The organism is Polynucleobacter sp. UK-FUSCHL-C3, assembly GCF_040409815.1.
In the GTDB taxonomy this organism is placed as follows: domain Bacteria; phylum Pseudomonadota; class Gammaproteobacteria; order Burkholderiales; family Burkholderiaceae; genus Polynucleobacter.
Genome location: NZ_CP099959.1, coordinates 278,569 through 300,036, shown reverse-complemented (window position 1 = coordinate 300,036; position 21,468 = coordinate 278,569). Strand labels below are relative to the sequence as shown.

Genomic DNA, 21,468 nt, shown 5'->3' with positions numbered 1-21,468 from the left:
TTAGCGCTAATAAAGATCACTGCTTAAGATCTGCCAAGAATCTTTTTTAACGAGACTTCTGACTAGAGGGAGGAGATAAGGCCATATTTTAAGGGCAAATTCATATAAATTGGGCTAGAAATACATTTTGCGAATAATCTTCTTAATGGGAGTTCTTGCAAGAAGGGGAATATATGGCCATATTTTAAGAGCAAAGGACAAATTTCCCATAATCCATGAATCAGCACTTCCATGAAAAAGTGCTGGCACCCTAACGGGATCCTTTGAAAAGTTACCGCTTAGAGTTACTGAGGAAGTAATAGGGCTTAATGAATCCTTAGTAGATAGCTCACTTAACTCTAGATCAATCATGCTAACAAATTGCTGGTAACTATATTTGCCTGTTTCGATGATGTCAGTTTTTACCCTAGAGGCCATTTCGTCAATGAAATCGCCGTCCCTCAACTTGGCAATAATCTCAGGCAGATTGCTGTGATCCTTTTTTAAAGAAAGAAAGTGGCGATTTGGCTCAATAACATTACTGTAAGTCCCTTCATAAAGAATCATAATAGTACCGGCTGCTGCCATTTCAAATATACGTGGAGATATTTGATTCATGAGTCCGGGTCGCTCTAAAGTCTGAATAAAATTCTCGTATATCTCATCTTCAGACATGGAGGAGTTTAGCTTACGATATTTTTTTATCGCCTGATCCAGATTACCATCCCAATCAAATACATTGCTACCACTCTCTGATCCAAGCATTGATTTGCAATTTGCTATAAATTTATACCAATTGTCGCCATAAATACGGGACTGCTCATCCCATTCAATGTCATGGACGATATTATTTAATTTGCAATATTGCTTTACAGACACCCCAATTCTAACTTTTTCCCTAGCTAAATCACCATACTTAATAGGTAAATGTCTGCCGCGATATCCAATCTCTATACTACGACTAGAGGGTGGCACCTTCACCCACTTGGAAAAAGAATTTAAATTTTCTGGCACATATCCAGTTAAGTTATTAACGAACTTCGTATTCGAAAATTCTTCTTTTGGATAAATAATTGAAATTGAAATTTTAGGCACGACGCTGAATACAATATCGAACTTAATTTTTTTAATCCAGTATTTAGTACGCGCTACCTTATCATACTCATCCTGAATAAATAAAACCTTGGCACCTCGATATTGGGAAAGGGTTTCTCCCATAGCCTCAGAAATCTGATCAGCAGGCAACCTAACCGAGTAATGCAAAAAAATAATTTGAAAATATTCTAGAGATTCTTTTTCTTTAGCAAGATTTTCATAGTGAAGATAGTAAAATTTATTTTGAGAAAACTTTCTAAACGCATCGAGATGCTCAAAAACCGTTTGAGTGTAGGTTTGAGATTCGTTGTAGAGAATTAATATTTTCAATTTTGCTATTTTATACAGGAAACATATAAATCGAGACCCATACTATTGGGTATATTAGTTTTAAGTAATGACCTTCTTTTCCAAAAAATAAATGGTGGATCGCGATCAATGTTTTCTATTTTAGGTTGAAATTTGGAAAATTTTGAACAAAGGCTAGCCAGTGATTTCTTTGAAATCCAGTCAGTATGAGGGGCGCCATCACCGCTTGAGTTTTTATCGTACGCAACTCGATCCCTTGAAGCGGATAGGCCAACAACCCCTCGGTATCCTTTAAATTCCCTAAAAGCATATTTAAGGGTTGCCAGAGGAGATCTAGTCCAGCGGCGATATGAATATGCGTAGTACACCATAAATATAAATTGACCACCTTCACGTAAAAGTGAATAGCATTCATCAATTGCCTTTTGAAGATCGCCCGTGTGATGCAAGCAGCCTATAGCAATAATCGCATCAAATGATTCTAGTTGAAATGATGGCGCAAGAATACTGCCCTGAATTGCTTTACCGGCAACTCCACTCTGCTGGAGACGATGGGCAACCATACTTACAGGGCCGATAGCAATATCTAACCCCTGATATTTTGTACCACTTTCTGCCAATCTTTGAGAGACAGTTCCATATCCAAGTCCAACCTCAAGGACATTCTTATCTTTTAAGTCATTAAAGGGGATATGATCAAAAAGATAGGGATAAAAATCAAAATACCAGTCATCAAATTTCTTAAGCGAAGCTGGACTTGAGTCTGTAACACCGATTGAATTTGCTAGCTGAGTTCCACACAGCTCATTCCAAAAACTTTCATTTGCTGAAGATATTGATGAATTAGTCATATGTTGCCTATCAAAATTTTTTATCATTAAATTATATAACTAATAATCAATAAATTTGAGAATAACCAAAGAAGTTAATAATTTGAGTCTACCTAACACTTCTACATACATAGGATTAATAAATTCAATCACAAAAATGCCTTCAAACAACTGCTGGAAAGAAACCCTTAACTCTCCGAAAAATTCCAAGAGTTACCGTCAATAAACCCAAACTTACAATACTCAAAATTAAGAGGGGTAGGATAGGAGGCATTTGATGTTCAACCAAGACTGATCTATAGGCAAGCGCAATAATATAAGCAGGATTGAACATCATAAATTTCGCTAATGCGCTTGGGACTGCCTCTAAAGGATAAAAAATTGGCGTTGCAAATAAAATAATCATTAATAGGTTTGGTAGTACGACTCCAAAGTCTCGTACAAATGTTGTTAATGCCGCCAAGAATATTCCCATGGCAATAAGAAATATAAACTGTACAGCAATAATTACAGGCAACCACAACAATGTAAAACTTAAACTATCCCCATTGAATGCTTGGAGTATCAATATAAATACGATGCTAACTGCAAGCGGAATCAAACCAAGCAAAGTTGCTGCGATTGGGAGCACTTCAGTCTTGAAAGACATATTTTTAACTAGTCCAGCATTGCCGATAATAGAATTAGATGCCGATGTTAAGGCCTCAGTATTTGCCATCCAGGTACCGTATCCACAAATAAGCCAAATTGAATATTCCAAAGTAGATTCCGCGCCAGGCAACCTGGCCTTAAATACAAACCCAAAAACGAAAGTAAACAATGCAAACATTAATAAGGGATTGAGAATTGCCCAGGCACCACCTAGTGCAGACCCCAGATAACGGTCAGCCAGATTCATTCGCCAAACATTCAATGTAAAGCGCAGATCGTGACGATCAAGCCCAAGTATTTCCATTAGATTTCCTTTTTGACCTCAATGCTTTGAATGTTTCCGACATCAAGCAGAATGGGTCGACCGCCAGTTGGGACGTCATTAGCAACAACTTCAATTATGGCGCTACATTCAGCACGCTTTTCGCCCTGAGGTCCAACCCACTCCAACTGAAGCCTGTAGAGTCCCGGCGCTAAGTTAAAGCGGGGGTAGATGACTCTTAGATTTAATTTTTGCGGCCTTTGATCTAGAAGAATTTTTTCCTCGCTAATTAATGCGCCGTCAAGTCGAATACAACGAAGAATAAATTGCCCTAGTGGTTTCGAATCAGGCATATTCAACTTACAATCAATCTGAAGCGGCTTACCACTCAAAAACTGGCTAAACCGCTGACTATCTGATGATAGGTTAATTTCGTCAAGCCCATATTCAGGGATAAATGATTGGGCCCCTACTAGCTCGCGAAAACGGGTCAAGTGATCACCTTCATCAGTTTTTCGAACGGATTCTACATACGCTTCAGTTACCACCTGGGGCGATCCGTCCATTAATAAATTTCCCGCATCAAGCCATAAGCAACGATTACAAAGATCCCTAATGCTCTGCATGCTATGCGAGACAACCAGCACAATAGCACCCTGCCCACAGAGTTGTGAAATTCGTTTTCCAGCCTTTATAGAAAATGCTGCATCACCGACTGATAGCGCTTCATCAATAATCAATATTTCTGGATCGATCTGGGTAATTATCGAAAAAGCTAGTCGGGCCTTCATTCCAGTCGAATATGTGCGTAATGGCAAATCAATAAACTTACCGAGTTCTGCAAATTCAACGATAGCACTAACATGGGCATCTATTTCCTCATGTGTCTTTCCCTGCGCTTCCCCATCGAGATAAATATTTTCCCTGCCCGAAAGATCTTCTCGTAGGCCAACGCCGAGGGTCAACACAGCGGTAACCTTTCCAGATATTTTTAACTGCCCAGAGGTGGGCTCGCTGATACCTGCAAGCATTTGCAAAAGTGTTGATTTCCCCGCACCGTTACGTCCAATGATTCCGACGCGCTCCCCTTCACGAATAGCCAAGGTTAGATCTGACAACGCTACACCGCCGCCCGAACTTTCCCTTGGGCGACCAAGAGCGGCCATAGTTACAGCCGCAATCTGCTCTCCAAGTTGACGCGGATACACCTTACGTAGTTTTTTTAATTCAATACCAAGAGGCTGGGTCATACAAACTCCGTGATAAAAGGTAGCTTCACTAAGGCAGATTCCTTAATACCGTCAACATGTAGCTTGATGCTATTGCCAGTTGTCCAACTACGAATATCAAAGTTTTGCTTTATCCCACCATCTTCTGGCTTTGTGCCGCTCAAAAATAAATTGAGCCGATATTGGCCACTAGGTAACGGAAGATTTGGCACCTGTATTTTTACAGAGTAGTCTCCCCGAGATGACGCAACTAAAGTTTCAGATCCAATGAACAAGATTTGCCAATCTTCCCCGAGGATTAATTTTTCAATCGAATAGTTAAAAAAAACCAAACTATCAGCGGCAACAACGATAGGCACTTCAAAATCCCAATTTTTACCGCTAATTCCGCTTACCGATATTGGACACTCATCCGAGAAACGAGCTAAACGATTCGGATCTAATTGGTCAGACAACTTAAGGTATCCGCAGATAACTGCCTCAGAGTCCCCCTCTGCTACGATTTGCCCACCTTCAAGCTCGCAGGTAAATTCGCAAAGGCGCATAATTGCCGACCAGTCATGCGTTACTAAGACACCAGAAACACCTTTTGCTAGGCGTTCACGAACACGCTTCCAGCACTTTGCTTGAAAATGCTCATCACCAACCGAGAGCACTTCATCAATTAAGTAAATCTCATTCCCAATGCTTGTTGCTGTTGAAAAATAAAGGCGAGCAGCCATACCAGCAGAGTAGGTGTAAATGCGGTCATCAAGGCGATCACCCAACTCCGAAAAGTTTCTGATTTCCTCAATCAAATCTACCCAGTCGCCTCGAGGAACGCCATTTAAGCGCAGCCATCGAATTACATACTGCTGCCCAGTCATCAGCAGCCCACCCATTCCGCCCAATTCGAAAAGTGCACTGATGGGGCCTAGGCGAATCACTCGCCCAGCTGCCAAAGGGTAAACGCCAGCCAAAGTGCGCAAAAGCGTACTTTTACCGGCGCCATTTCGGCCAATCACCCCAATAATCTTGCCACGTGGAACGCTAAGCGAAACATTGGTTAAAGCATCGTGCCAGCTATCAATTCCCCTCCCAAACAATAACCTCCACCTGCTGGCTGATGAGTTCAAGGGAAAACGCACACTGACATTTTTGCTCACTAACACTGGGGCATTTGATTTAGTGCTCACGAATTTAAACCCAACAATTCACTATAAATTCGATCGAAGCGACGTGCGCCAGCCTCAGCTGAATGCCACTTTTCAGCAAACAGCCTACTATCACGACCAATTTTTAAACGCTTTTCCTTATTCATAATTAGGTCCAGCAGAACGGCTTTAACAGTTTGCGGCGTGGCACTAACGACTGGCAACTCATCAATATAATTTGGTATTTCTTTGCGAGCACTTTCTAGCCATTCAGGGCGTAAAAAACAGATTACCGGTTTACCCAGCATCATCGCTTCACGTGCATTAGCGCCGAACCAGCCATAGGTCAACATGTCCAAAAAGATATCAGCCTGCGCCTGAAGAAATACAACTTCACGATTCGGAATGCCGCTAGGCTCAATTAAATCCAAATGGTGACCTTCGTTACGCAATTGATTTATAAGGGGCAAGTAAATATGGGATGACTTAATATTCACACCATCGCTACTCGTACGCTCAGCACGATGTCCAACTGCATGATAAAGACGCACCCTATCGAAGGGCAAAGCTGGTAGGCGATATTTTTCCGGAATTTCAATATTTGGATGCCAAAATTCTTTGTCTAAACAATAAAATTCAGGCACCTCATGAACCCGCGGATCATCGTTGTAGTCAACTCTATTGCCACCTAATAAGCATTGATAATCAGCTACCTCGTTACGGAACTTGCCCCAAGCCAGATTTCGTTCGTCACTACACACGGCTGGCTCATTCTGCCATCGACAAATTGAGCACACTGATTCAGACCCCCACTGACTAAAGGCTGTCTGAGAAACACCATCTAAACATCCATTATTTGAATAAACAATTTTTTTGCCCAGGGCCTTCAAAAATCTGATTTCAAATCCTTCTTCATTTAGAATTTTTTTGATAGCACTACTCATGGGCTGCCCAAATTGCAAGCCACCTTTATTTGCAAAATGGAACACATCATATTTTGATAAGGATTTTAAATAGAATTTAAAGAAATTCAAAACATCATTATGAGATTTATACTCAATACGAAAATCTTCACCATGATAATAAATCTGAGACCCTTGGTTAAGGTCCCAATTCAGCAGATCGGCAGTCCAATCCAGTTTCCGAAGAGCTCGTGATAGATACCAATTATTGTAATAAGCCTGTCCAACATAAAGAACGCTTTTACGGTTTTGGTTCCCCCAGCCAGTCAATCTCAATATTGGTGCCAATATATACGAGAGAATCCATCTAAGCAAACTTTGTAACGAAGCGCTTCCAGTGATAAAAGCGTTAAGCTTATTTGTAATTTTATTCACCATTATTTTGCAACAATTGTTGCACCCCGTTAAACCCAAGATTCATCAGCGCATCCACTATTGAAAGACCAGCAAAAAATTCTTTATTTCCAAATTGTGAATAGGTTGGATGTAAAAAGTTTTGATATGTTAATTTTATTCCAACCCTTTCAAAAATCTCATCCTCTTGATAATTGCTAGCACCACCACCGCAAAGGTAGCCTGTTCCAGAAACATGCCTTATTAGCTCAACTAGCCTCTCGGTAGCAAATGAAGATGTTGGCAAATCAGAGCTACAAATTAATGAATTTGTCGAATAACCCAATGCGCTCACAAGAGCCTTAATTGCATAAATATTGTATTCGGCAACATTATCTTGAGGGTTTTTAACTAGCGGCTCAATAATTGAATATGTCTCATCAAAAAACGGTGCCCCCCTATATGCAAAGAGTAAAGTCTTGAGTGTCTTGCTGCGCCACTCCTCTCTGGAGGAGAAAACCATCTCGTTGATATTTCGCATGCCATTGAAACTACGCTCAACTGGTGCCGTTAGCCATCGCGCCTCATTATTAATGAGCAATTTGACTCGATTAGACCAGTTACCCCCCGTTTTCTGGTACTGAGAATCATCTAGAAATATAAAAATATCGGCACGACGAATCTTGTCGAAATAGCCCAACCAAGGAAAAAAGTTGGGCTGGTGAATGGCAATAATCCTAGTCATCAACCCCTCGTATTTTTGCCATACAAATCACATCTACCCAGCATTCATTGATTCGTATTGCCTGCCTAAGTCGACCTTCGTGAATATAACCATTCTTTTCATAGGTTCTAATTGCCCGTGTATTTGTTGCAAAAACATGAAGTGAGATTCGACGTAAGTTCAGCACCTTAAATCCGTAATCAGTTAACTTACCTACCGCTTCACTGCCAGCGCCAAGATTCTGAAAGTCGATTGCGCCAATGCGTATTTGAAGCTCAGCGGAGCGATGAGTGGGATGGATATTGAGAAGTTGACACGAGCCTATCGCAATGCCAGTTTTCACATCCTCAATAATGAAAAAAGTAGCGCTTTCTTCAGTTCGAATGCGAGCAAACCATGCATCGTGCTCAGCACTAGAAATTGTACGAAATGGCGCATTAAAAACTACTAAGTCACGATTGTTAATCCACTCGAACAAAACATCTGAATCTGAATCGAGGGCGGGTCGCAAGTTTATTAACTGAATCATGACTCGGCCTGGCTAGTATGCAATTGTTTTATTACAATCCCGGCGTACATGAGGATATAAGCGCTAAATAATCTGATAACTTTAGACTTAGATATCACCTTGAAGAATCCTCGTCGACCAATCCTTTCGAAATGTTTATACTCCGAGTCGATCCGTATGCGCGTTCTGTTTCCAGCAGCTGTTGTTGGGAAGAGTGAAAATTGCGCTCAATGGCCCTATCCCAACAATCCATAGTTTGAGCTTCCTCACACATCCACCATATTGGATGAATAAGTATGTGTAGTCGGTCAAATCCATGCGCTGCGATCTCGAATGGATTCATTTCCCGCCAAACGCGATTAGAATCAGAAATGTATTTGTATCCTACAAGCTGGTCTGGATGGTATGTGTTGATAACCCCCGGAATTTCAACTCGAGAGGAAATTTCCTTTTCGTTCGGCTGATGAAATGAAAATGCTTTCACATGCTGACCTAGAAGACTAGATAAAATATCTAACTCAAAACGAATGTCATTTTCAAGAGTCACACCCTGTCGACGCAAGCATCCTGCATCAAAGTGCAACCCAATATCATGGCCAAGATCGATCAGACGCCTCAGCACTGTCGTTGAGTGGCGACTCATCAAGTTATACATGGGTGAGCGCAGCATAAGAAAATACGTAGAGCACACACCGATCTCTCGCTCTAATATTGCCATATCCAATGCATAGTCCATGCTGATATCGATGTCGTGACGCAGAAGACACCGTTGACCGAATGCATTCTTGGGAGATGCATCCATCTCTTTAGAAAATGTGGAAAACTGGTAACCAGACTCCCTAAGCTTTTTTAGCAAAGCTAAGTAGTTGTCGCGTGTAAAATAAAATCGACTCGCTTCGGTTGTCATTGGAGTAATTGAGAAATTCCTTCTGCAAACCCGGTAAGCCCGCGGCCAAGCAGAGCCTCCACTGCTCGATGATCTGCAATCAACCTGCCTTCATCACCGTCTATTTTCTCAAAAATCGGTGAGCGACCTAATTGTGCTCCAATCACCTCAGCAATTGTGCGTATTGATACGATATCGGGGCCGGCCGTTATAACAGTTCGGCTTCCCGGTGCATCTAGAATGGCTATTAACAGATTCACGACATCATCCACGAATATAGGGTTAATTATCAAGCCGTCGCTGCCCGTAAGCTTGATGGGCTGGTCCTTGCGAATAGATTCTACCAATCGCATAATCAGTTTATCAGCTTGTTGGCCAGGCCCATACATGAAAAAAGGACGAAGAATTGAGATATCCATTAAGGACTCGTATGAAGTGGTTAGTAATTCAGCGGCCTGCTTGCACCTAAAATAATGCGCAAGCGGACCGTCCGGCGGATCAATTTGTGAATGTTCTCCGATCACGGATGAGGATGGACGATGGAGCCCACCAGTTGATGCAAGAACAAACCGCTTAGCTCCTGCTCGCGATGCATACTCTAGCAGTTTCGCGGTCGATGCAAGGTTGACATCAAAGACCTCCAGAGCTTGTTGTGGAAATTCTCGATAATGTCGAGACTGCGCCAGGTGAATCACTGCATCTATTTGATTGGGCAATACTTCACTGGACCAATCACTAGAAAAATCTATAGCTTGGTAGACGACATTGCGCTTTGTGGCTTTTGGAGTACTCCGCACAACAGCGTAAACTTCATTCTTTATGCTTAACTCTTCAACAGCTCGCGTCCCGAGATGACCGCTAGCTCCCGTTATAAGTATTTTCATGTCGCTCATTTTAACGATCAATAATTTTCGGATTAACCTTAATCCTTGCGTCGCGTACCCATGACATAGAGTCCATAGCGGTGTGTTGCATGTTTAGGATCTTCATAACGGCGGACGTCCTCAATTTCAAAATATTTTTCCATAGCGCCAAAAATTTCAAACTCTCGAAAGTGGTGAAAATGAACAGAGTCAGTGAGCAAAGTTGCAGCTTCAATCCATGCATAAGTTGCAATTACAATTCGACCTCCTGGTCTCAATACGCGGTACGCCTCTTCAATTGCGGTGTGATAATCAAGCATATGATCTAAGCTTGTATTAAAAAGTACGGCATCTACGGAGGAATGATTAATCGGCAATATCTCACCTAGCCCAATTAGGCGGAATTCCCCATCTCCAGCATACGGGTCTAATCCCAAATATTCACAATCTGACGGCAAAAATTGCATTGAATGGCTTGGCTTGTCCGAGCCAACATCAAGTATTAAGCCAGTTAATCCTTTACAAAAATCTTTAAAGCGAAACTGGTGCTTACGTGCTGGAACACTGTCCAAAGGAGCATTAATTTCTTTTGATTGTTTGATTTGACTGAGTAAAACATACTGCTGCATGGGACTTACAGAATAACTCAAAGGTATACTACCGTCTAACCATGCATTTGAAATTTCTTTAGGGTAAAGCACAGGACACCCATTTTTAATATCATAGCTATTTAAGTTATCTTCTAGAGAATCACCAGCTATTGATGAAATCAACTCTTTTTTATTATCAGGGCTTATGAGTAATTGCCGCTCAAGACAGTCAGCAAGGGATAAGGGGTGGATCGAACTACCTTCAGAGGGAAGAAACTGCCCCTCTTCTTTAATCAATTGATAAAGCATTTTTTATAATCCTAGGTTATTTTGGGCTAGATAATTTTCTACGTTCAGCAGAGACCAGATTAAAAGTCGTCGGTTTTGTACGCCGCTCAGATGTTGTTCAATAAGCTGCTCAACAACTTGTCGATCTAAAACTTCGTAGATAAGCGCATTGTCACTTAGCAAGGTGCGGCGCACAAAGTCGATGCTCTCGCCCTTGAACCAGCTTGCATCAGGCCCCGAAAAGCCCTGTTTTTCTGCTATTACTATATCGCTGGGAATATTTAGATTCATTACATCGCGCAAAATTTGTTTACCATCGCGGGTTCGAGAGAAATATTTTGCTCCTTTTCCCCCAGACTCATTCTCATTCATGCGAACCACCTCGACTAGATTATTGAGCTTCAGTGAAACAGGGCAGCGCATGGCAAAATCAACTAAGTCGTTGTCCAGAAATGGCACCCGACTCTCTAGACCATGCGCCATACTCAGCTTGTCCTCTACGACGAGCAGCCCGTGCAAGAACGTCTTAGCTTCGAAATATAGAGAATGATTAATGTAGTCCTCTGGAGTATTAAGCTGATCCGCATGATGTCGGAATACATCTCTAAAGATGTCTCGAGTCCAGAGGTGTTCTACATCCTTCCAGATGGGCGAAAACACTTGCTTGATCTCGCTGTTGGGGAGTAAACGTTGCCAGAACTGATAGTACTTATCTACGTAATGCTCAAAGTCATCATTAACAACAGCGCGATAGTAGCGCCAAGGGTATCCCCCAAATAATTCATCACCACCAGCGCCAGACAATACCACTTTGACAAACTTAGAGGCGAGTTTAGCGGCATAATAGTTCGGATAACTCTGGCCTACACGCGGCTCTTCCAGATGCCAGGCTAATTTAGGTAAAACACGCTCCATATCACCCGACTTCAACACAATTTCATAGTGTTCGGTCTTAAAACAGTACGACATATACTCAGCCTTCCGGCGTTCGTCAAAGCCCAATTCCAGCCCAGAAGCCGAGGTAAGGTCGAATCCACAAGTAAATGTCTTCATGAAGGGGATTGACTGCGCTGCTATGGCAGTAATAGAGCCTGAATCCATTCCTCCGCTTAAGTAGCTCCCCAACTCTACATCCGTCACGAGTTGGCGATTTACCGCTTGACGAAAAAGTCGATCTAGCTCTTCATGATAGGCTCGCTTGTCGATTTTGCCGGTAGGTTCGCGAAAATTAAAGTCCCAGTATTGGGTCAGTTGTAAACCTTTATTTGGTTTAGACAAATCAAGGATGCCATAGTATCCAGCTGGACACATCTTCACGCCTTGAATAAGCGTTTTATCAGTAAAGATATTCTGGAATGTGAAGTATTCCAATAAAGCGTCTTTATCTAATTTTCGAGTAAACCCTGGTTGCGCGAGGATGGCTTTTTGTTCGGATCCAAAGACTAGAGTATTACTGGTAAGCGCGTAGTAAAGTGGCTTGATACCATAGCGGTCACGGGCCAATAAAAGCTTTTGCTCTTGTTTATCCCACAAGGCAAATGCGAACATTCCATTCAGCTTATCGAGCGCTTTTGGACCCCAGGCTATGAGAGCATATAGCAGTACTTCAGTATCACTTTGCGAGCGAAATCGGAAACCCTCAGACTCGAGATCAGCTTTAAGCTCCCGATAATTATAAATTTCTCCGTTATAAGTGATGACGTAACGCTGATCCCATGAAATCATTGGCTGATGGCCTGCGGGACTAAGGTCAATAATTGCCAAACGACGATGACCTAAACCAATGTTTCGATCGATCCATTGACCCTCACCGTCCGGGCCACGATGAGAGATGGCGTCCGTCATCATTTTCAGAACGACTGGAGAGACGGGGGCTCCGTCAAAATTAATTAAGCCGGCGATTCCGCACATAGATCAGTTAGGAGCAATCATAATTTACCCAATTAAAACTTGGTATCTAATAATTATGTTGGCAAACCTACTGCTTGACGACGAGCTGCTACCTCGGCTTTGTGTGAGGCACGCCAGTCAATTAATTTTTTTAGACCCTCTAGTAAATCAATTTCTGCAGCGAACCCAATTTGTTCAATTGCTTTTTTAGGTGAGCCAATTCTGTTTCTGACCAAAGTTGCCTGGCTCCGAGGTGCATATTGAATGGGTTTTTCGCATTTTGTTAATACACGCAGCATCTCAGCCAATTCTTTGAGCGAAGTTCGCTTTCCGGTTCCTACGTTATAAAACTGGTCGGTCGTATTAGCCTTCATTGCGCAGACATTCGCCAATCCACAGTCTTCAACGGCAACAAAGTCAAATGCTTCTGAGCCATCACCCATGATAGTTGGACTATCGCCCCGATCGATCGCATCAAGCATTTTCATTATCACGGCGATGTAAGCTCCATGATAATCCTGACGTGGGCCATAAACATTCATGTAGCGCAAGCCTACATAATCAAGTCCATAACGATGATGAAATGATCTCAAGAATGCTTCGCCAGCAATTTTAGTTGCGCCATAAAAATTTTGATTATTAAATGGATGTGACTCTGTCATTGGCTCCTCTACTGCATCTCCATAAACAGATGCTGACGAGGAATAAACAAGTCGTTTAACGCCCTTCTTTACACAGGCCTCCATTACGTTAAAGGTGCCTCGCACATTGACGTCAAAGGCGCTACGCGGAAACTCATGGCACTGCAGTAGCCAGAGAGCCGCTAAATGAAAGACGCCATCGGCACCATCTATAGCGGACTCTAAAATATCAGCCTGAAGAATGTCTCCGCCAATATCGTAAATTTTCACACGAGGGTCCTTGAGAGCATTAGATAAATTTTCAGCCCTGCCTCTTATAAAGTTATCGTAAATCAGCACCTGTTTTACATCATGCTTTAATAATTGATCTACCGTATGCGATCCAATCAATCCAGCACCACCGATAACAACTAGTTTCTTATTTTGAATATCCATGGAATTCCATTCTTTTTCTTATGTTTTAGCTGAGAGTTGGGTTTGTGACATACATTTGCCATGCCTGTTGATATTACTTTGAATAAGATCTTGATTGATCTTAGTCCACTCTACGGCTCTCTTAACACCATCTGAGATGGAGACTTTAGCCTCAAAACCAAGAATACTTCTTGCTTTTTCAGTAGACGCAAAGCGCTTGCCAGAGCGATCCCAATCTCTGGCCGGCTTAAGGTCCAATGGGGTTTTATTACCAGTGTATTGATTAATCAGGGTAGCTAATTCCAAAATGCTGGTTTCCTTGCCTGTAGCAAGGTTGTAAATTTCACCAGGCTGACCCTTTAGCGCACAAGCCATAAGCCCCCGCGCCATATCTTCAACAAAAATAAAGTCGCGACTTGCGTTACCGCCGTTATCAAGGGGCAGAGCTTCTCCGTTGAGAGAGCGCCAAATGAAGGTGGGGGTAACATTGCGCCAAACAGTATGAACAGTTCCGCGCCATTGCCCAGCACCCAAGATCTCACGAGGGCCATAAACGTTTGAAAAGCGCGCTTTCACAAAAGGCAGTTGGTGACGTTCAAAATAATAATTCCCATACAGTTCGCCAATAATCTTAGAGATCGAATATGGGCTATCGTGATAAAGCGTAACCGCCTGATCTTCAGTAGTTGCTGTCGGCGTATCGTAGGTTTTCTCAGCGACTGCACAGGCTGCTGCTGCATAAACCACCTTCTTAAGGGATTTAACATCCTTGAGTCGCTCAAAAAGCTTTAGGGTAGTTAATGTATTGTTATCGTGGTCGGCTAGGGGATTGGCAATTGAAGACTGGTTTCCGTGATAGCAAGCAAGATGAAAAGCGTAATCAAGATCATCGGGTAAATTTCTCAGAATTTGATCGTCGGTAATGCTGCCAAATACAAAGTGAACTCGACTATCTATTGGTATGTTACTAACATCCGATGAAAGCAAATTATCAACCACAATAATTTCACGTGGATTCTGCTCCAGAATTTGATGTACTAAATTGCTTCCAACAAAGCCAGCCCCGCCAACTACAAGAACTCGTGAGCCTAAAAAATTATTATCCATTAATAAAAACCTTTTTTTAAAGATATTGCCTAGAAAGACGTTTTCCATAATTCAGAATAGGCAATTCAAATAAAAAGTGACATAATAAACTTAATATTAAAACAATACAGATACCAAAATATAGCGGGATATTAAACATTAAAAGTGCAATCAGGACTAGTGCGTGTAGTGCGTAGATGCTATAGCCAGCCTGGCCCCCTATGGCCATGTATTTGCTTTCCCTCCAATAATAATCCGCCCACTTAATTAAGTGGGCAAAAATAATGCAAAACCCTAATTTTTTTAACTCTATTAGAATTAAGTTGGAATGAGTAAAAATTGGTATCAAGACCAAAATACTGACGATAATCAGGCGGGGATTTGGCATAAAGTCTTTTTCAGAAAATTTTGCGCCAATCCACCAATAAACTCCAAATGCAAAGAAACTGCTGTTATGCCACCATCCGACATAAGCTTGATTAAATAAAACAAGAACGAAGGAGCATGCCCAACCTATTCCAAAGATCCAATAAATTGCTTTAAGGCCCTCATTCCTCATTAGCCTCCAGACCACTATTCCATAAAACACATATAACCAAGACTCAACAATTGCCGTCGCTAACGGCGCATTACCCTGAAAAGAGCACGTAAACAATGTAGGAATAAAGCTTGCTACTCCAGATATCTTTACAAGAAAACACCCCAAGCTAATTGAGCTTGTCCCCGTCAGAGCCTCTACCAACTTTCCATCATTTTGCATCCCCAAAAACCAAAGGGCTACTCCGATAATTGATGCTAGCCAATAAACCGGTAAGATTCGAAATGAACGTCTAATAGCGTATGACTTAAGGCTAAATGAATTCCCAAGACGAAAACCATTTCTGTGAATGCAGTAACCACTTAGAACAATAAATCCAAGTACAGCTGGGTGAGTCTCACCGCTAGCCTGAAAAATTTTAAGCAAGGCAACATTGACATACCAAAGGATTGAGTCTGAATTTAAGCGGCCCAGATAAGTCGTCCACCCAAGACCATTTGCTACCAAAACCCAGATTGCCAATAAAAAACGAATGGCATCTAACCCTTCAGACCTTGTGCGATTTACCGATCCGATAAAAATTTTTTTCTCGACCGTATTGGCTATTTAGTTAATTCGGAGGATTTTAGATGTGAAAATACATCGCTTATACCAAATTGGTCATACCAAGCAAGCTGTTTATTGATAGTGTCTGCAAAAGATATTTTTGATTTCCATCCAAAAGACTTGAAGGTCTCAGATGGATCCAAGACTACCACCGGCACATCATCTGCCTCTACCGCCACAATTGGTACGTCCTGCTTTGGGAGCCCTAAATAGTCAGCAACCAAATCAAATATTTCTTTAATTGAATGAGCCTCACCGCTTGAAACGTTATATACGCCCGTAGGAGCGCCAGACTGTATTGCGATATCCATAAAGCTCAAAAAATCAGACATGTCTAAAAAATCACGAGAAGTGTCTGAACAAAAGCAATTTTGTTCTGCCTTAAGGCGCTTATAGAAAGTTGGGATGGGGCCAATTGCCAAACGAGGGCCGGTCACGTTTGCTATTCTTAAAGAAAGCGTAGGCACTCCTGACAAAAGCATAAATTGCTCACCAGCAGTCTTAGTTATGCCATAGCTAGTAAAAGGCGCTGTAGGATGCGTTACAGGGATAGGCAGGATTTGCGGCCTTCCATAGCAAAGAGCAGTCTGAAAATTAATTAATCTTGCTACGTCGTTTGCTTTGGCGGCTCGGGCAACTATAGCACTGCCAATCACATTCGTTGTTGCATCTTCAACCCAGTTTTCTGGGTCTTTATAGGCTGCAGCCGAATGAATAACAACCTCGGGCTTAAACTTCTCAAAACATTGATTAACAAACTTAGCATCGGCAACCGAGCCTTCTACTACAGTTAAGCCTTTGACGTTAGGGACCACTTCACGCTTGCCTGTGGCGAAGTTATCAATAACAAATATCTCATGACCCTTTGGAAGCCAATGCTCAATTAGATTTGACCCTAAGCAGCCAGCGCCCCCAGTGATTAAAATCTTCATTGCTGGGGTCTCGCAACATCAAGCTGAAGATGGGTATATTCCCCGAGAGTTCCATATTTTTTATAGTACTCAATTCCAGCAGAAACCGTATCCTGGATCGATGTAAATTCGATTTTTCCAAAGTCCTGGAAAGTACGTGATGGATCCAAAAGAATCGATTTAACATCATCTGGCCCCAACTCTTTTACCTCAGCTTTTGGTTTGCCTGGTACGTCCATTGCTTTGACTACCGCATCGTAAAGTTCTTGAATGGCAACATCTGTACCAGAAGAAAAATGATAAGTGCCACTACCAATTCCATCGCAAGCCTTGATTGCAACTTTAGCCAAATCCTTAACAAACACAAAATCGCGACGGGATTGTGTTACAAAACATTGCTTTCCATCCTTTAGACGCTGGTAAAAAATGGGTAGCGGACCAGCCACATTGCGGGGGCCGATGACATTGGCTAGCCTAAATGTAACAAAGTCGACTCCAGAGAGCTCAAGATAAAGTTCATTCGTTGTTTTTGTGATTGCATAGCTACTTCCGCCCGGCAGTCTTGGATGATCCAAGCGGATGGGTTGATGCAAAGGTTTTAGCCCATAGCAAAGCGATGTTTGAAAGTACACCAAACGCTTCACATTAAATTTCTTGGCTGCATCAACAACATTTGATCCCCCAACACAGTTCGTCAAAGTATCGTTGTACCAATCATCAGGATCCTTATAAGAGGCTGCTGTATGCACAATCGCATCTGGCTTAAAGTCGCCGACCAATTTATCCACTAAAGCTTTATCTGCAATGGTGTCAATAACCACCTTAAGATTTGGATGCTCCGTTAAATGCTCGCGTCTTCCAGTGGCTAAATTATCAATCGCGACAACCTGGTCGCCTCGCTCCAGCAGCATCTCAATAATATGTGAGCCGATTTGGCCAAGACCGCCGGTGACGAATACTTTCATTTTTTTCCTTCGAAATGTAATTAGGTTATTTAAGATATTTTAGTAAATGCTTGCAAATCGCCTGCGATGCATCTCCATTACCATAAGGATGGTGCTGGACTACCTGATTTGGATCCATTTTAACCTTTTCTACTGCCTGAATGATGGCTTTTGTATTGGCCCCAACAAGCTGATTCCACCCCAACGACACTGTTTCTACCCACTCCGTTTCATCGCGAAGGGTGATGCATGGGGTGTTATAAAAAAACGCCTCTTTTTGCACGCCACCCGAATCCGTCAAAATGATTTTTGCACCCTGCTCGAGTGCAGTCATATCCAAAAATGACAAGGGATCAGTGATGATGATTGAATCTAATAGTGAGCTCAGATTATTTTCGGTAATCAACTTTTTAGTTCTTGGGTGTAAGGGCAATACCAGGGGCAGATCTTTTGCAATTTCTGAAAAAGCCTCCAGTATGCTTGCAAGCCTTTGAGGATCATCCGTGTTCTCCGCTCTATGGCATGTTGCTAGCGCAAAGTTTTTACTAGTCAGTCCAAGCGAGCTAAGAATAAGACTATTTTTTTGCGCCCTCTCTCGATAGAAAAGCGCAACGTCATACATCACATCGCCAACTTGGTAAACACCATTTTTAAGGCCTTCAGCACTTAAGTTCTCTACAGCTGTTTTGGTGGGGCAAAAAAGAAGGGAAGAAATGCGATCTGAAAGAATACGATTGATTTCTTCTGGCATGCGCATATTGAACGACCGCAATCCAGCCTCAACGTGCGCTACTGGAATGTGCAGCTTAGTCGCGGCAAGTGCACCAGCAAGAGTGGAATTAGTATCGCCATAGATCAATAGACAATCTGGGCGCTCTTGTAGCAAAACACGTTCAATGCCTTCCAGCATTTTTCCTGTCATAGCGCCATGGCCACCGCCAGATATTTCGAGATTAAATTTAGGCTTTGGGATATCCAATTCATCAAAGAAAATTTGCGACATATTTTCGTCATGATGTTGTCCGGTATGAACAATAATTTCTTCGATTGAATTCGTATATTGATCTCGAATAACCCGAGATATAGCTGCCGCTTTAATGAACTGGGGCCTTGCACCCACCACAGTTAGTATTTTCATTGTGATAGAGCTTTAATAACTGCATCTACTATCGTGACTTGATCATCCTCAGTCAAGTAAGGATTCATTGGTAAGCTCATCACGAACTGAGCTGCCTTATCACCCTCTGGGAGCAGTGTTGCATCAGCAACAGCAGGCTGTTTATTCAGTGGCATGGGGTAATAAACTGCTGTTGGTATTCCTGCTCGCTTCAGATACTCTTGAACATGATCTCGCCTGGGAACACAAATTGTGTACTGGGCCCAAGCGCTTTGATTGAAGGGCTCAATAAAAGGAGTTTCTTGAAAGCCCTGAGCTAAGAAAAGTTTGTCATAACGTTTAGCCACTGCACTTCTTTTCTCAAGCTCTTCATTAAAAACTTTTAACTTTGGTAGCAGAATTGCAGCCTGCAAGGTATCTAGTCGGCTATTTACTCCAACTCGGATATGGTGATATCTTCGATCTTGCCCGTGACGGGCAATCTGTCTGAGCACTATTGCTATGGCATCATCATTTGTAAAGATGGCGCCTCCATCTCCATAGCAACCCAAAGGTTTGCTGGGGAAAAAACTAGTACAAGCTATTTGCGATAAGTTACAACTACTTCTCCCCTTGTATGTAGCGCCAAAACTTTGTGCGGCATCCTCTATAACTGGTAACTTATGGCTGGCTGCAATCGCATTAATAGCGTCAAAATCTGCGCATTGACCATACAGACTTACTGGAATAATGGCCTTAGTTTTAGGGCTGATTGCTCTTTCAAGTAGGTGGGGGTCTAAATTGTAAGTACGAGGATCGATATCGACATAAACTGGTTTAGCGCCAAGGACAGCAACTGTTTCTGCTGTAGCAATATAGGTAAACCCGGGGGTGATCACTTCGTCACCCGGCCCAATGTTCAGTGCCATCAGGGCGATTTGGAGTGCATCAGTACCATTTGCAACACTAATACAGTGTTTGGCACCAGTAAATTGACTTAATTGTATCTCTAGCTCAGCAACTTCCGGGCCTAGGATGTATTGGCCATGATCAAGGACGCGTTGAATACCGGCGTCAATTTCCTCTTTGAGAAATGAGTACTGGCTTTTGAGATCAATGAATTCCATTACCTTGAGGCCGCCGAGGATTCTGACGGTTGCTTTGTTAGTTGAGAGTCTTTTAAGACATAAAGATCGTGCGTATGGCTGCAGCGAACTTCACCATCTCCAGTAAGCTCCAATCGCAGTTGCTCGCCAAACTCACTCATCCAACCAATTTGTTTGGCTGGGACGCCAACCATCAAGGCATAGGGTTTAACGTCTCTATTGACCACTGCACCAGCTCCAATAAAAGCGAATTCACCAATCGTGACTCCACAAACAATTGTGCTGTTCGCACCTAAACTCACACCTTTTTTTACCAAGGTATTAAGGTATTCACTTTTGCGCTCAATGAGTGATCGTGGGTTATAGACATTTGTAAAGACCATGCTTGGTCCACAAAAAACACCCTCCTCCAAAGTAACGTTATCGTACACAGAAACATTATTTTGAATTTTGCAACTATCGCCAATGAATACTTTATTACCAACAAAAACATTTTGACCTAGCGACACGTTTCGACCAATTTTTGCTCCAGCACATACATGCGCAAAATGCCACACTCTAGATCCATCCCCAATCTGTGCACCCTCATCGACAATGGCGGATGGATGAACAGTATAGGTCATAAAGAGTACTTACCCTGATTGATTATCTTAAGTTAGCAACGAATGGGTGGACTTCGCTACCCTGACCTTGAGCAATAGATGCCGTTCTGATCACGTCAACGGTTTCGATGCAGTGTCTGGCATCTTCTAATCCATAACCACGGCCTGCCAATATCTCTTGATAGCTAGTGGTATGTAAATCGGTAAATCCTTCACTAAACTCTAATTGCTGACCGCTGATATCAATATTGCGATATGTTGATTTTTTACCTTTTACCTCAACAGGCAAATCATTGGCATCAATTGACAGAAACCAACGTACGCGCGCACGCTCATACTCTAGGTAGCCAGCAGCTTTAGCTTCCCCCCTATAGTGCACCACATTACGTTGCAATTTGCCAAATATGAAATGAAGCATGTCGTAAAAATGAACGCCGATATTGGTTGCAACACCAAATGATTTACGTGCATCGCCTTTCCAGCTCTCCATATACCATTTGCCACGACTGGTGATGTAGGTCAACTCCACATCAAATTTTTTATCCTTAGGCGCAGCTAAAACTTGATCGCGTAATTTTAAAATTGCATCATGGTGGCGCAATTGCAAAATATTAAAAACACGTTGGCCAGTTTCTTGCTCGAGTAACGCCAGCTCATCCATCAGCGCAGGCGTTGGCACAAGGGGTTTCTCGCAAATAACGTCACAACCCAATCGCAAGCCAGTAGCAATATGGGCATGATGCAAATAATTGGGACTGCAGATAGCGACGTAATCGAGTTTTTTATCAGATACACGCTTAAGACTTTGCGCATACTCATAAAAACGCTCAAACTCAGTAAAGAATTCACTCTCAGGTGAGATACTATCAATAATACCCACTGAGTCATTGATATCATAGGCAACAGATAAATGATGGCCCAAATCCTTAATGGCACGCATATGGCGGGGAGCAATATAACCCGCTGCGCCAATTAGAGCAAAATTCTTCATA

The 21,468-nt window shown here is 42.3% G+C and carries 21 protein-coding genes; all 21 read right to left on the bottom strand.

Annotated features, from left to right (window positions below; all coding sequences use genetic code 11):
• Nucleotides 1–114: 114 nt before the first annotated feature.
• The 21 genes from NKE59_RS01620 to NKE59_RS01520 all read right to left on the bottom strand — a co-directional run bounded on the left by NKE59_RS01620 (nucleotide 115) and on the right by NKE59_RS01520 (nucleotide 21,467).
• Nucleotides 115–1,404, bottom strand: a complete 1,290-nt coding sequence (locus tag NKE59_RS01620; RefSeq protein ID WP_353439162.1) for a hypothetical protein — start codon at nucleotides 1,402–1,404, stop codon at nucleotides 115–117.
• 5 nt (nucleotides 1,405–1,409) lie between these two features.
• Nucleotides 1,410–2,234 (bottom strand): class I SAM-dependent methyltransferase, encoded by an 825-nt coding sequence (locus tag NKE59_RS01615; RefSeq protein WP_353439161.1) that lies wholly within the window; start codon nucleotides 2,232–2,234, stop codon nucleotides 1,410–1,412.
• A 142-nt stretch (nucleotides 2,235–2,376) separates the two neighbouring features.
• Nucleotides 2,377–3,168, bottom strand: a complete 792-nt coding sequence (locus NKE59_RS01610) for an ABC transporter permease (protein ID WP_353439159.1) — start codon at nucleotides 3,166–3,168, stop codon at nucleotides 2,377–2,379.
• Nucleotides 3,168–4,376, bottom strand: coding sequence for an ABC transporter ATP-binding protein (locus tag NKE59_RS01605; protein WP_353439157.1), 1,209 nt, complete (start codon nucleotides 4,374–4,376; stop codon nucleotides 3,168–3,170). The genes NKE59_RS01610 and NKE59_RS01605 overlap by 1 nt, the downstream gene beginning before the upstream one ends.
• The gene (locus NKE59_RS01600) at nucleotides 4,373–5,530 is read right to left on the bottom strand and encodes an ABC transporter ATP-binding protein (protein WP_353439156.1); all 1,158 of its coding nucleotides are present in this window, start codon (nucleotides 5,528–5,530) and stop codon (nucleotides 4,373–4,375) included. Before NKE59_RS01600 ends, NKE59_RS01605 begins: the two co-directional genes overlap by 4 nt.
• A complete protein-coding gene (locus NKE59_RS01595; RefSeq protein WP_353439155.1) occupies nucleotides 5,527–6,828 on the bottom strand; it encodes a glycosyltransferase in 1,302 nt (433 codons plus the stop codon). The genes NKE59_RS01600 and NKE59_RS01595 overlap by 4 nt, the downstream gene beginning before the upstream one ends.
• Nucleotides 6,818–7,528 carry a WbqC family protein gene (locus tag NKE59_RS01590; protein ID WP_353439154.1) on the bottom strand — a complete coding sequence of 237 codons (711 nt, stop codon included), beginning with the start codon at nucleotides 7,526–7,528 and terminating at the stop codon, nucleotides 6,818–6,820. The genes NKE59_RS01595 and NKE59_RS01590 overlap by 11 nt, the downstream gene beginning before the upstream one ends.
• Nucleotides 7,521–8,036, bottom strand: a complete 516-nt coding sequence (locus NKE59_RS01585) for a GNAT family protein (protein ID WP_353439152.1) — start codon at nucleotides 8,034–8,036, stop codon at nucleotides 7,521–7,523. The genes NKE59_RS01590 and NKE59_RS01585 overlap by 8 nt, the downstream gene beginning before the upstream one ends.
• Nucleotides 8,037–8,130: 94 nt before the next feature.
• The gene (locus NKE59_RS01580) at nucleotides 8,131–8,922 is read right to left on the bottom strand and encodes a hypothetical protein (RefSeq protein WP_353439151.1); all 792 of its coding nucleotides are present in this window, start codon (nucleotides 8,920–8,922) and stop codon (nucleotides 8,131–8,133) included.
• Nucleotides 8,919–9,785, bottom strand: coding sequence for an NAD(P)-dependent oxidoreductase (locus NKE59_RS01575; RefSeq protein WP_353439150.1), 867 nt, complete (start codon nucleotides 9,783–9,785; stop codon nucleotides 8,919–8,921). The genes NKE59_RS01580 and NKE59_RS01575 overlap by 4 nt, the downstream gene beginning before the upstream one ends.
• A 38-nt stretch (nucleotides 9,786–9,823) precedes the next feature.
• Nucleotides 9,824–10,663 (bottom strand): class I SAM-dependent methyltransferase, encoded by an 840-nt coding sequence (locus NKE59_RS01570; RefSeq protein WP_353439149.1) that lies wholly within the window; start codon nucleotides 10,661–10,663, stop codon nucleotides 9,824–9,826.
• 3 nt (nucleotides 10,664–10,666) lie between these two features.
• A complete protein-coding gene (gene asnB, locus NKE59_RS01565; RefSeq protein WP_353439148.1) occupies nucleotides 10,667–12,553 on the bottom strand; it encodes an asparagine synthase (glutamine-hydrolyzing) in 1,887 nt (628 codons plus the stop codon).
• A gap of 53 nt (nucleotides 12,554–12,606) precedes the next feature.
• The gene (locus tag NKE59_RS01560) at nucleotides 12,607–13,608 is read right to left on the bottom strand and encodes an NAD-dependent epimerase/dehydratase family protein (protein ID WP_353439147.1); all 1,002 of its coding nucleotides are present in this window, start codon (nucleotides 13,606–13,608) and stop codon (nucleotides 12,607–12,609) included.
• Nucleotides 13,609–13,626: 18 nt separating this feature from the next.
• Complete coding sequence (locus NKE59_RS01555) at nucleotides 13,627–14,694, bottom strand: NAD-dependent epimerase/dehydratase family protein (protein WP_353439146.1); 1,068 nt, start codon at nucleotides 14,692–14,694, stop codon at nucleotides 13,627–13,629.
• Between the two features lie 16 nt (nucleotides 14,695–14,710).
• Nucleotides 14,711–15,733, bottom strand: coding sequence for a hypothetical protein (locus NKE59_RS01550; RefSeq protein ID WP_353439145.1), 1,023 nt, complete (start codon nucleotides 15,731–15,733; stop codon nucleotides 14,711–14,713).
• Between the two features lie 80 nt (nucleotides 15,734–15,813).
• Entirely contained in the window at nucleotides 15,814–16,749 is a 936-nt protein-coding gene (locus NKE59_RS01545) for an NAD-dependent epimerase/dehydratase family protein (protein WP_353439144.1), read from the bottom strand.
• Entirely contained in the window at nucleotides 16,746–17,693 is a 948-nt protein-coding gene (locus NKE59_RS01540) for an NAD-dependent epimerase/dehydratase family protein (RefSeq protein ID WP_353439142.1), read from the bottom strand. The genes NKE59_RS01545 and NKE59_RS01540 overlap by 4 nt, the downstream gene beginning before the upstream one ends.
• Before the next feature lie 25 nt (nucleotides 17,694–17,718).
• Entirely contained in the window at nucleotides 17,719–18,810 is a 1,092-nt protein-coding gene (gene wecB / locus NKE59_RS01535) for a UDP-N-acetylglucosamine 2-epimerase (non-hydrolyzing) (protein ID WP_353439141.1), read from the bottom strand.
• Entirely contained in the window at nucleotides 18,807–19,895 is a 1,089-nt protein-coding gene (locus NKE59_RS01530) for a DegT/DnrJ/EryC1/StrS aminotransferase family protein (protein WP_353439139.1), read from the bottom strand. The genes wecB and NKE59_RS01530 overlap by 4 nt, the downstream gene beginning before the upstream one ends.
• The gene (locus NKE59_RS01525) at nucleotides 19,895–20,497 is read right to left on the bottom strand and encodes an acyltransferase (protein ID WP_353439137.1); all 603 of its coding nucleotides are present in this window, start codon (nucleotides 20,495–20,497) and stop codon (nucleotides 19,895–19,897) included. Before NKE59_RS01525 ends, NKE59_RS01530 begins: the two co-directional genes overlap by 1 nt.
• A gap of 22 nt (nucleotides 20,498–20,519) precedes the next feature.
• On the bottom strand, nucleotides 20,520–21,467 hold the full coding sequence (locus NKE59_RS01520; RefSeq protein WP_353439136.1) for a Gfo/Idh/MocA family oxidoreductase: 948 nt from the start codon (nucleotides 21,465–21,467) through the stop codon (nucleotides 20,520–20,522).
• Nucleotide 21,468 lies beyond the last annotated feature (1 nt).

Bases quoted from the DNA above. Each gene is read 5' to 3' on its own strand.
- wecB (WP_353439141.1), bottom strand. From the start codon at position 18,810: ATGAAAATACTAACTGTGGTGGGTGCAAGGCCCCAGTTCATTAAAGCG.
- NKE59_RS01555 (WP_353439146.1), bottom strand. From the start codon at position 14,694: ATGGATAATAATTTTTTAGGCTCACGAGTTCTTGTAGTTGGCGGGGCT.
- NKE59_RS01610 (WP_353439159.1), bottom strand. From the start codon at position 3,168: ATGGAAATACTTGGGCTTGATCGTCACGATCTGCGCTTTACATTGAAT.
- NKE59_RS01520 (WP_353439136.1), bottom strand. From the start codon at position 21,467: ATGAAGAATTTTGCTCTAATTGGCGCAGCGGGTTATATTGCTCCCCGC.
- NKE59_RS01575 (WP_353439150.1), bottom strand. From the start codon at position 9,785: ATGAAAATACTTATAACGGGAGCTAGCGGTCATCTCGGGACGCGAGCT.
- NKE59_RS01585 (WP_353439152.1), bottom strand. From the start codon at position 8,036: ATGATTCAGTTAATAAACTTGCGACCCGCCCTCGATTCAGATTCAGAT.
- NKE59_RS01540 (WP_353439142.1), bottom strand. From the start codon at position 17,693: ATGAAAGTATTCGTCACCGGCGGTCTTGGCCAAATCGGCTCACATATT.
- NKE59_RS01605 (WP_353439157.1), bottom strand. From the start codon at position 4,376: ATGACCCAGCCTCTTGGTATTGAATTAAAAAAACTACGTAAGGTGTAT.
- NKE59_RS01615 (WP_353439161.1), bottom strand. From the start codon at position 2,234: ATGACTAATTCATCAATATCTTCAGCAAATGAAAGTTTTTGGAATGAG.
- NKE59_RS01530 (WP_353439139.1), bottom strand. From the start codon at position 19,895: ATGGAATTCATTGATCTCAAAAGCCAGTACTCATTTCTCAAAGAGGAA.
- NKE59_RS01560 (WP_353439147.1), bottom strand. From the start codon at position 13,608: ATGGATATTCAAAATAAGAAACTAGTTGTTATCGGTGGTGCTGGATTG.
- NKE59_RS01545 (WP_353439144.1), bottom strand. From the start codon at position 16,749: ATGAAGATTTTAATCACTGGGGGCGCTGGCTGCTTAGGGTCAAATCTA.
- asnB (WP_353439148.1), bottom strand. From the start codon at position 12,553: ATGTGCGGAATCGCCGGCTTAATTAATTTTGACGGAGCCCCCGTCTCT.
- NKE59_RS01570 (WP_353439149.1), bottom strand. From the start codon at position 10,663: ATGCTTTATCAATTGATTAAAGAAGAGGGGCAGTTTCTTCCCTCTGAA.
- NKE59_RS01590 (WP_353439154.1), bottom strand. From the start codon at position 7,528: ATGACTAGGATTATTGCCATTCACCAGCCCAACTTTTTTCCTTGGTTG.
- NKE59_RS01580 (WP_353439151.1), bottom strand. From the start codon at position 8,922: ATGACAACCGAAGCGAGTCGATTTTATTTTACACGCGACAACTACTTA.
- NKE59_RS01595 (WP_353439155.1), bottom strand. From the start codon at position 6,828: ATGGTGAATAAAATTACAAATAAGCTTAACGCTTTTATCACTGGAAGC.
- NKE59_RS01525 (WP_353439137.1), bottom strand. From the start codon at position 20,497: ATGACCTATACTGTTCATCCATCCGCCATTGTCGATGAGGGTGCACAG.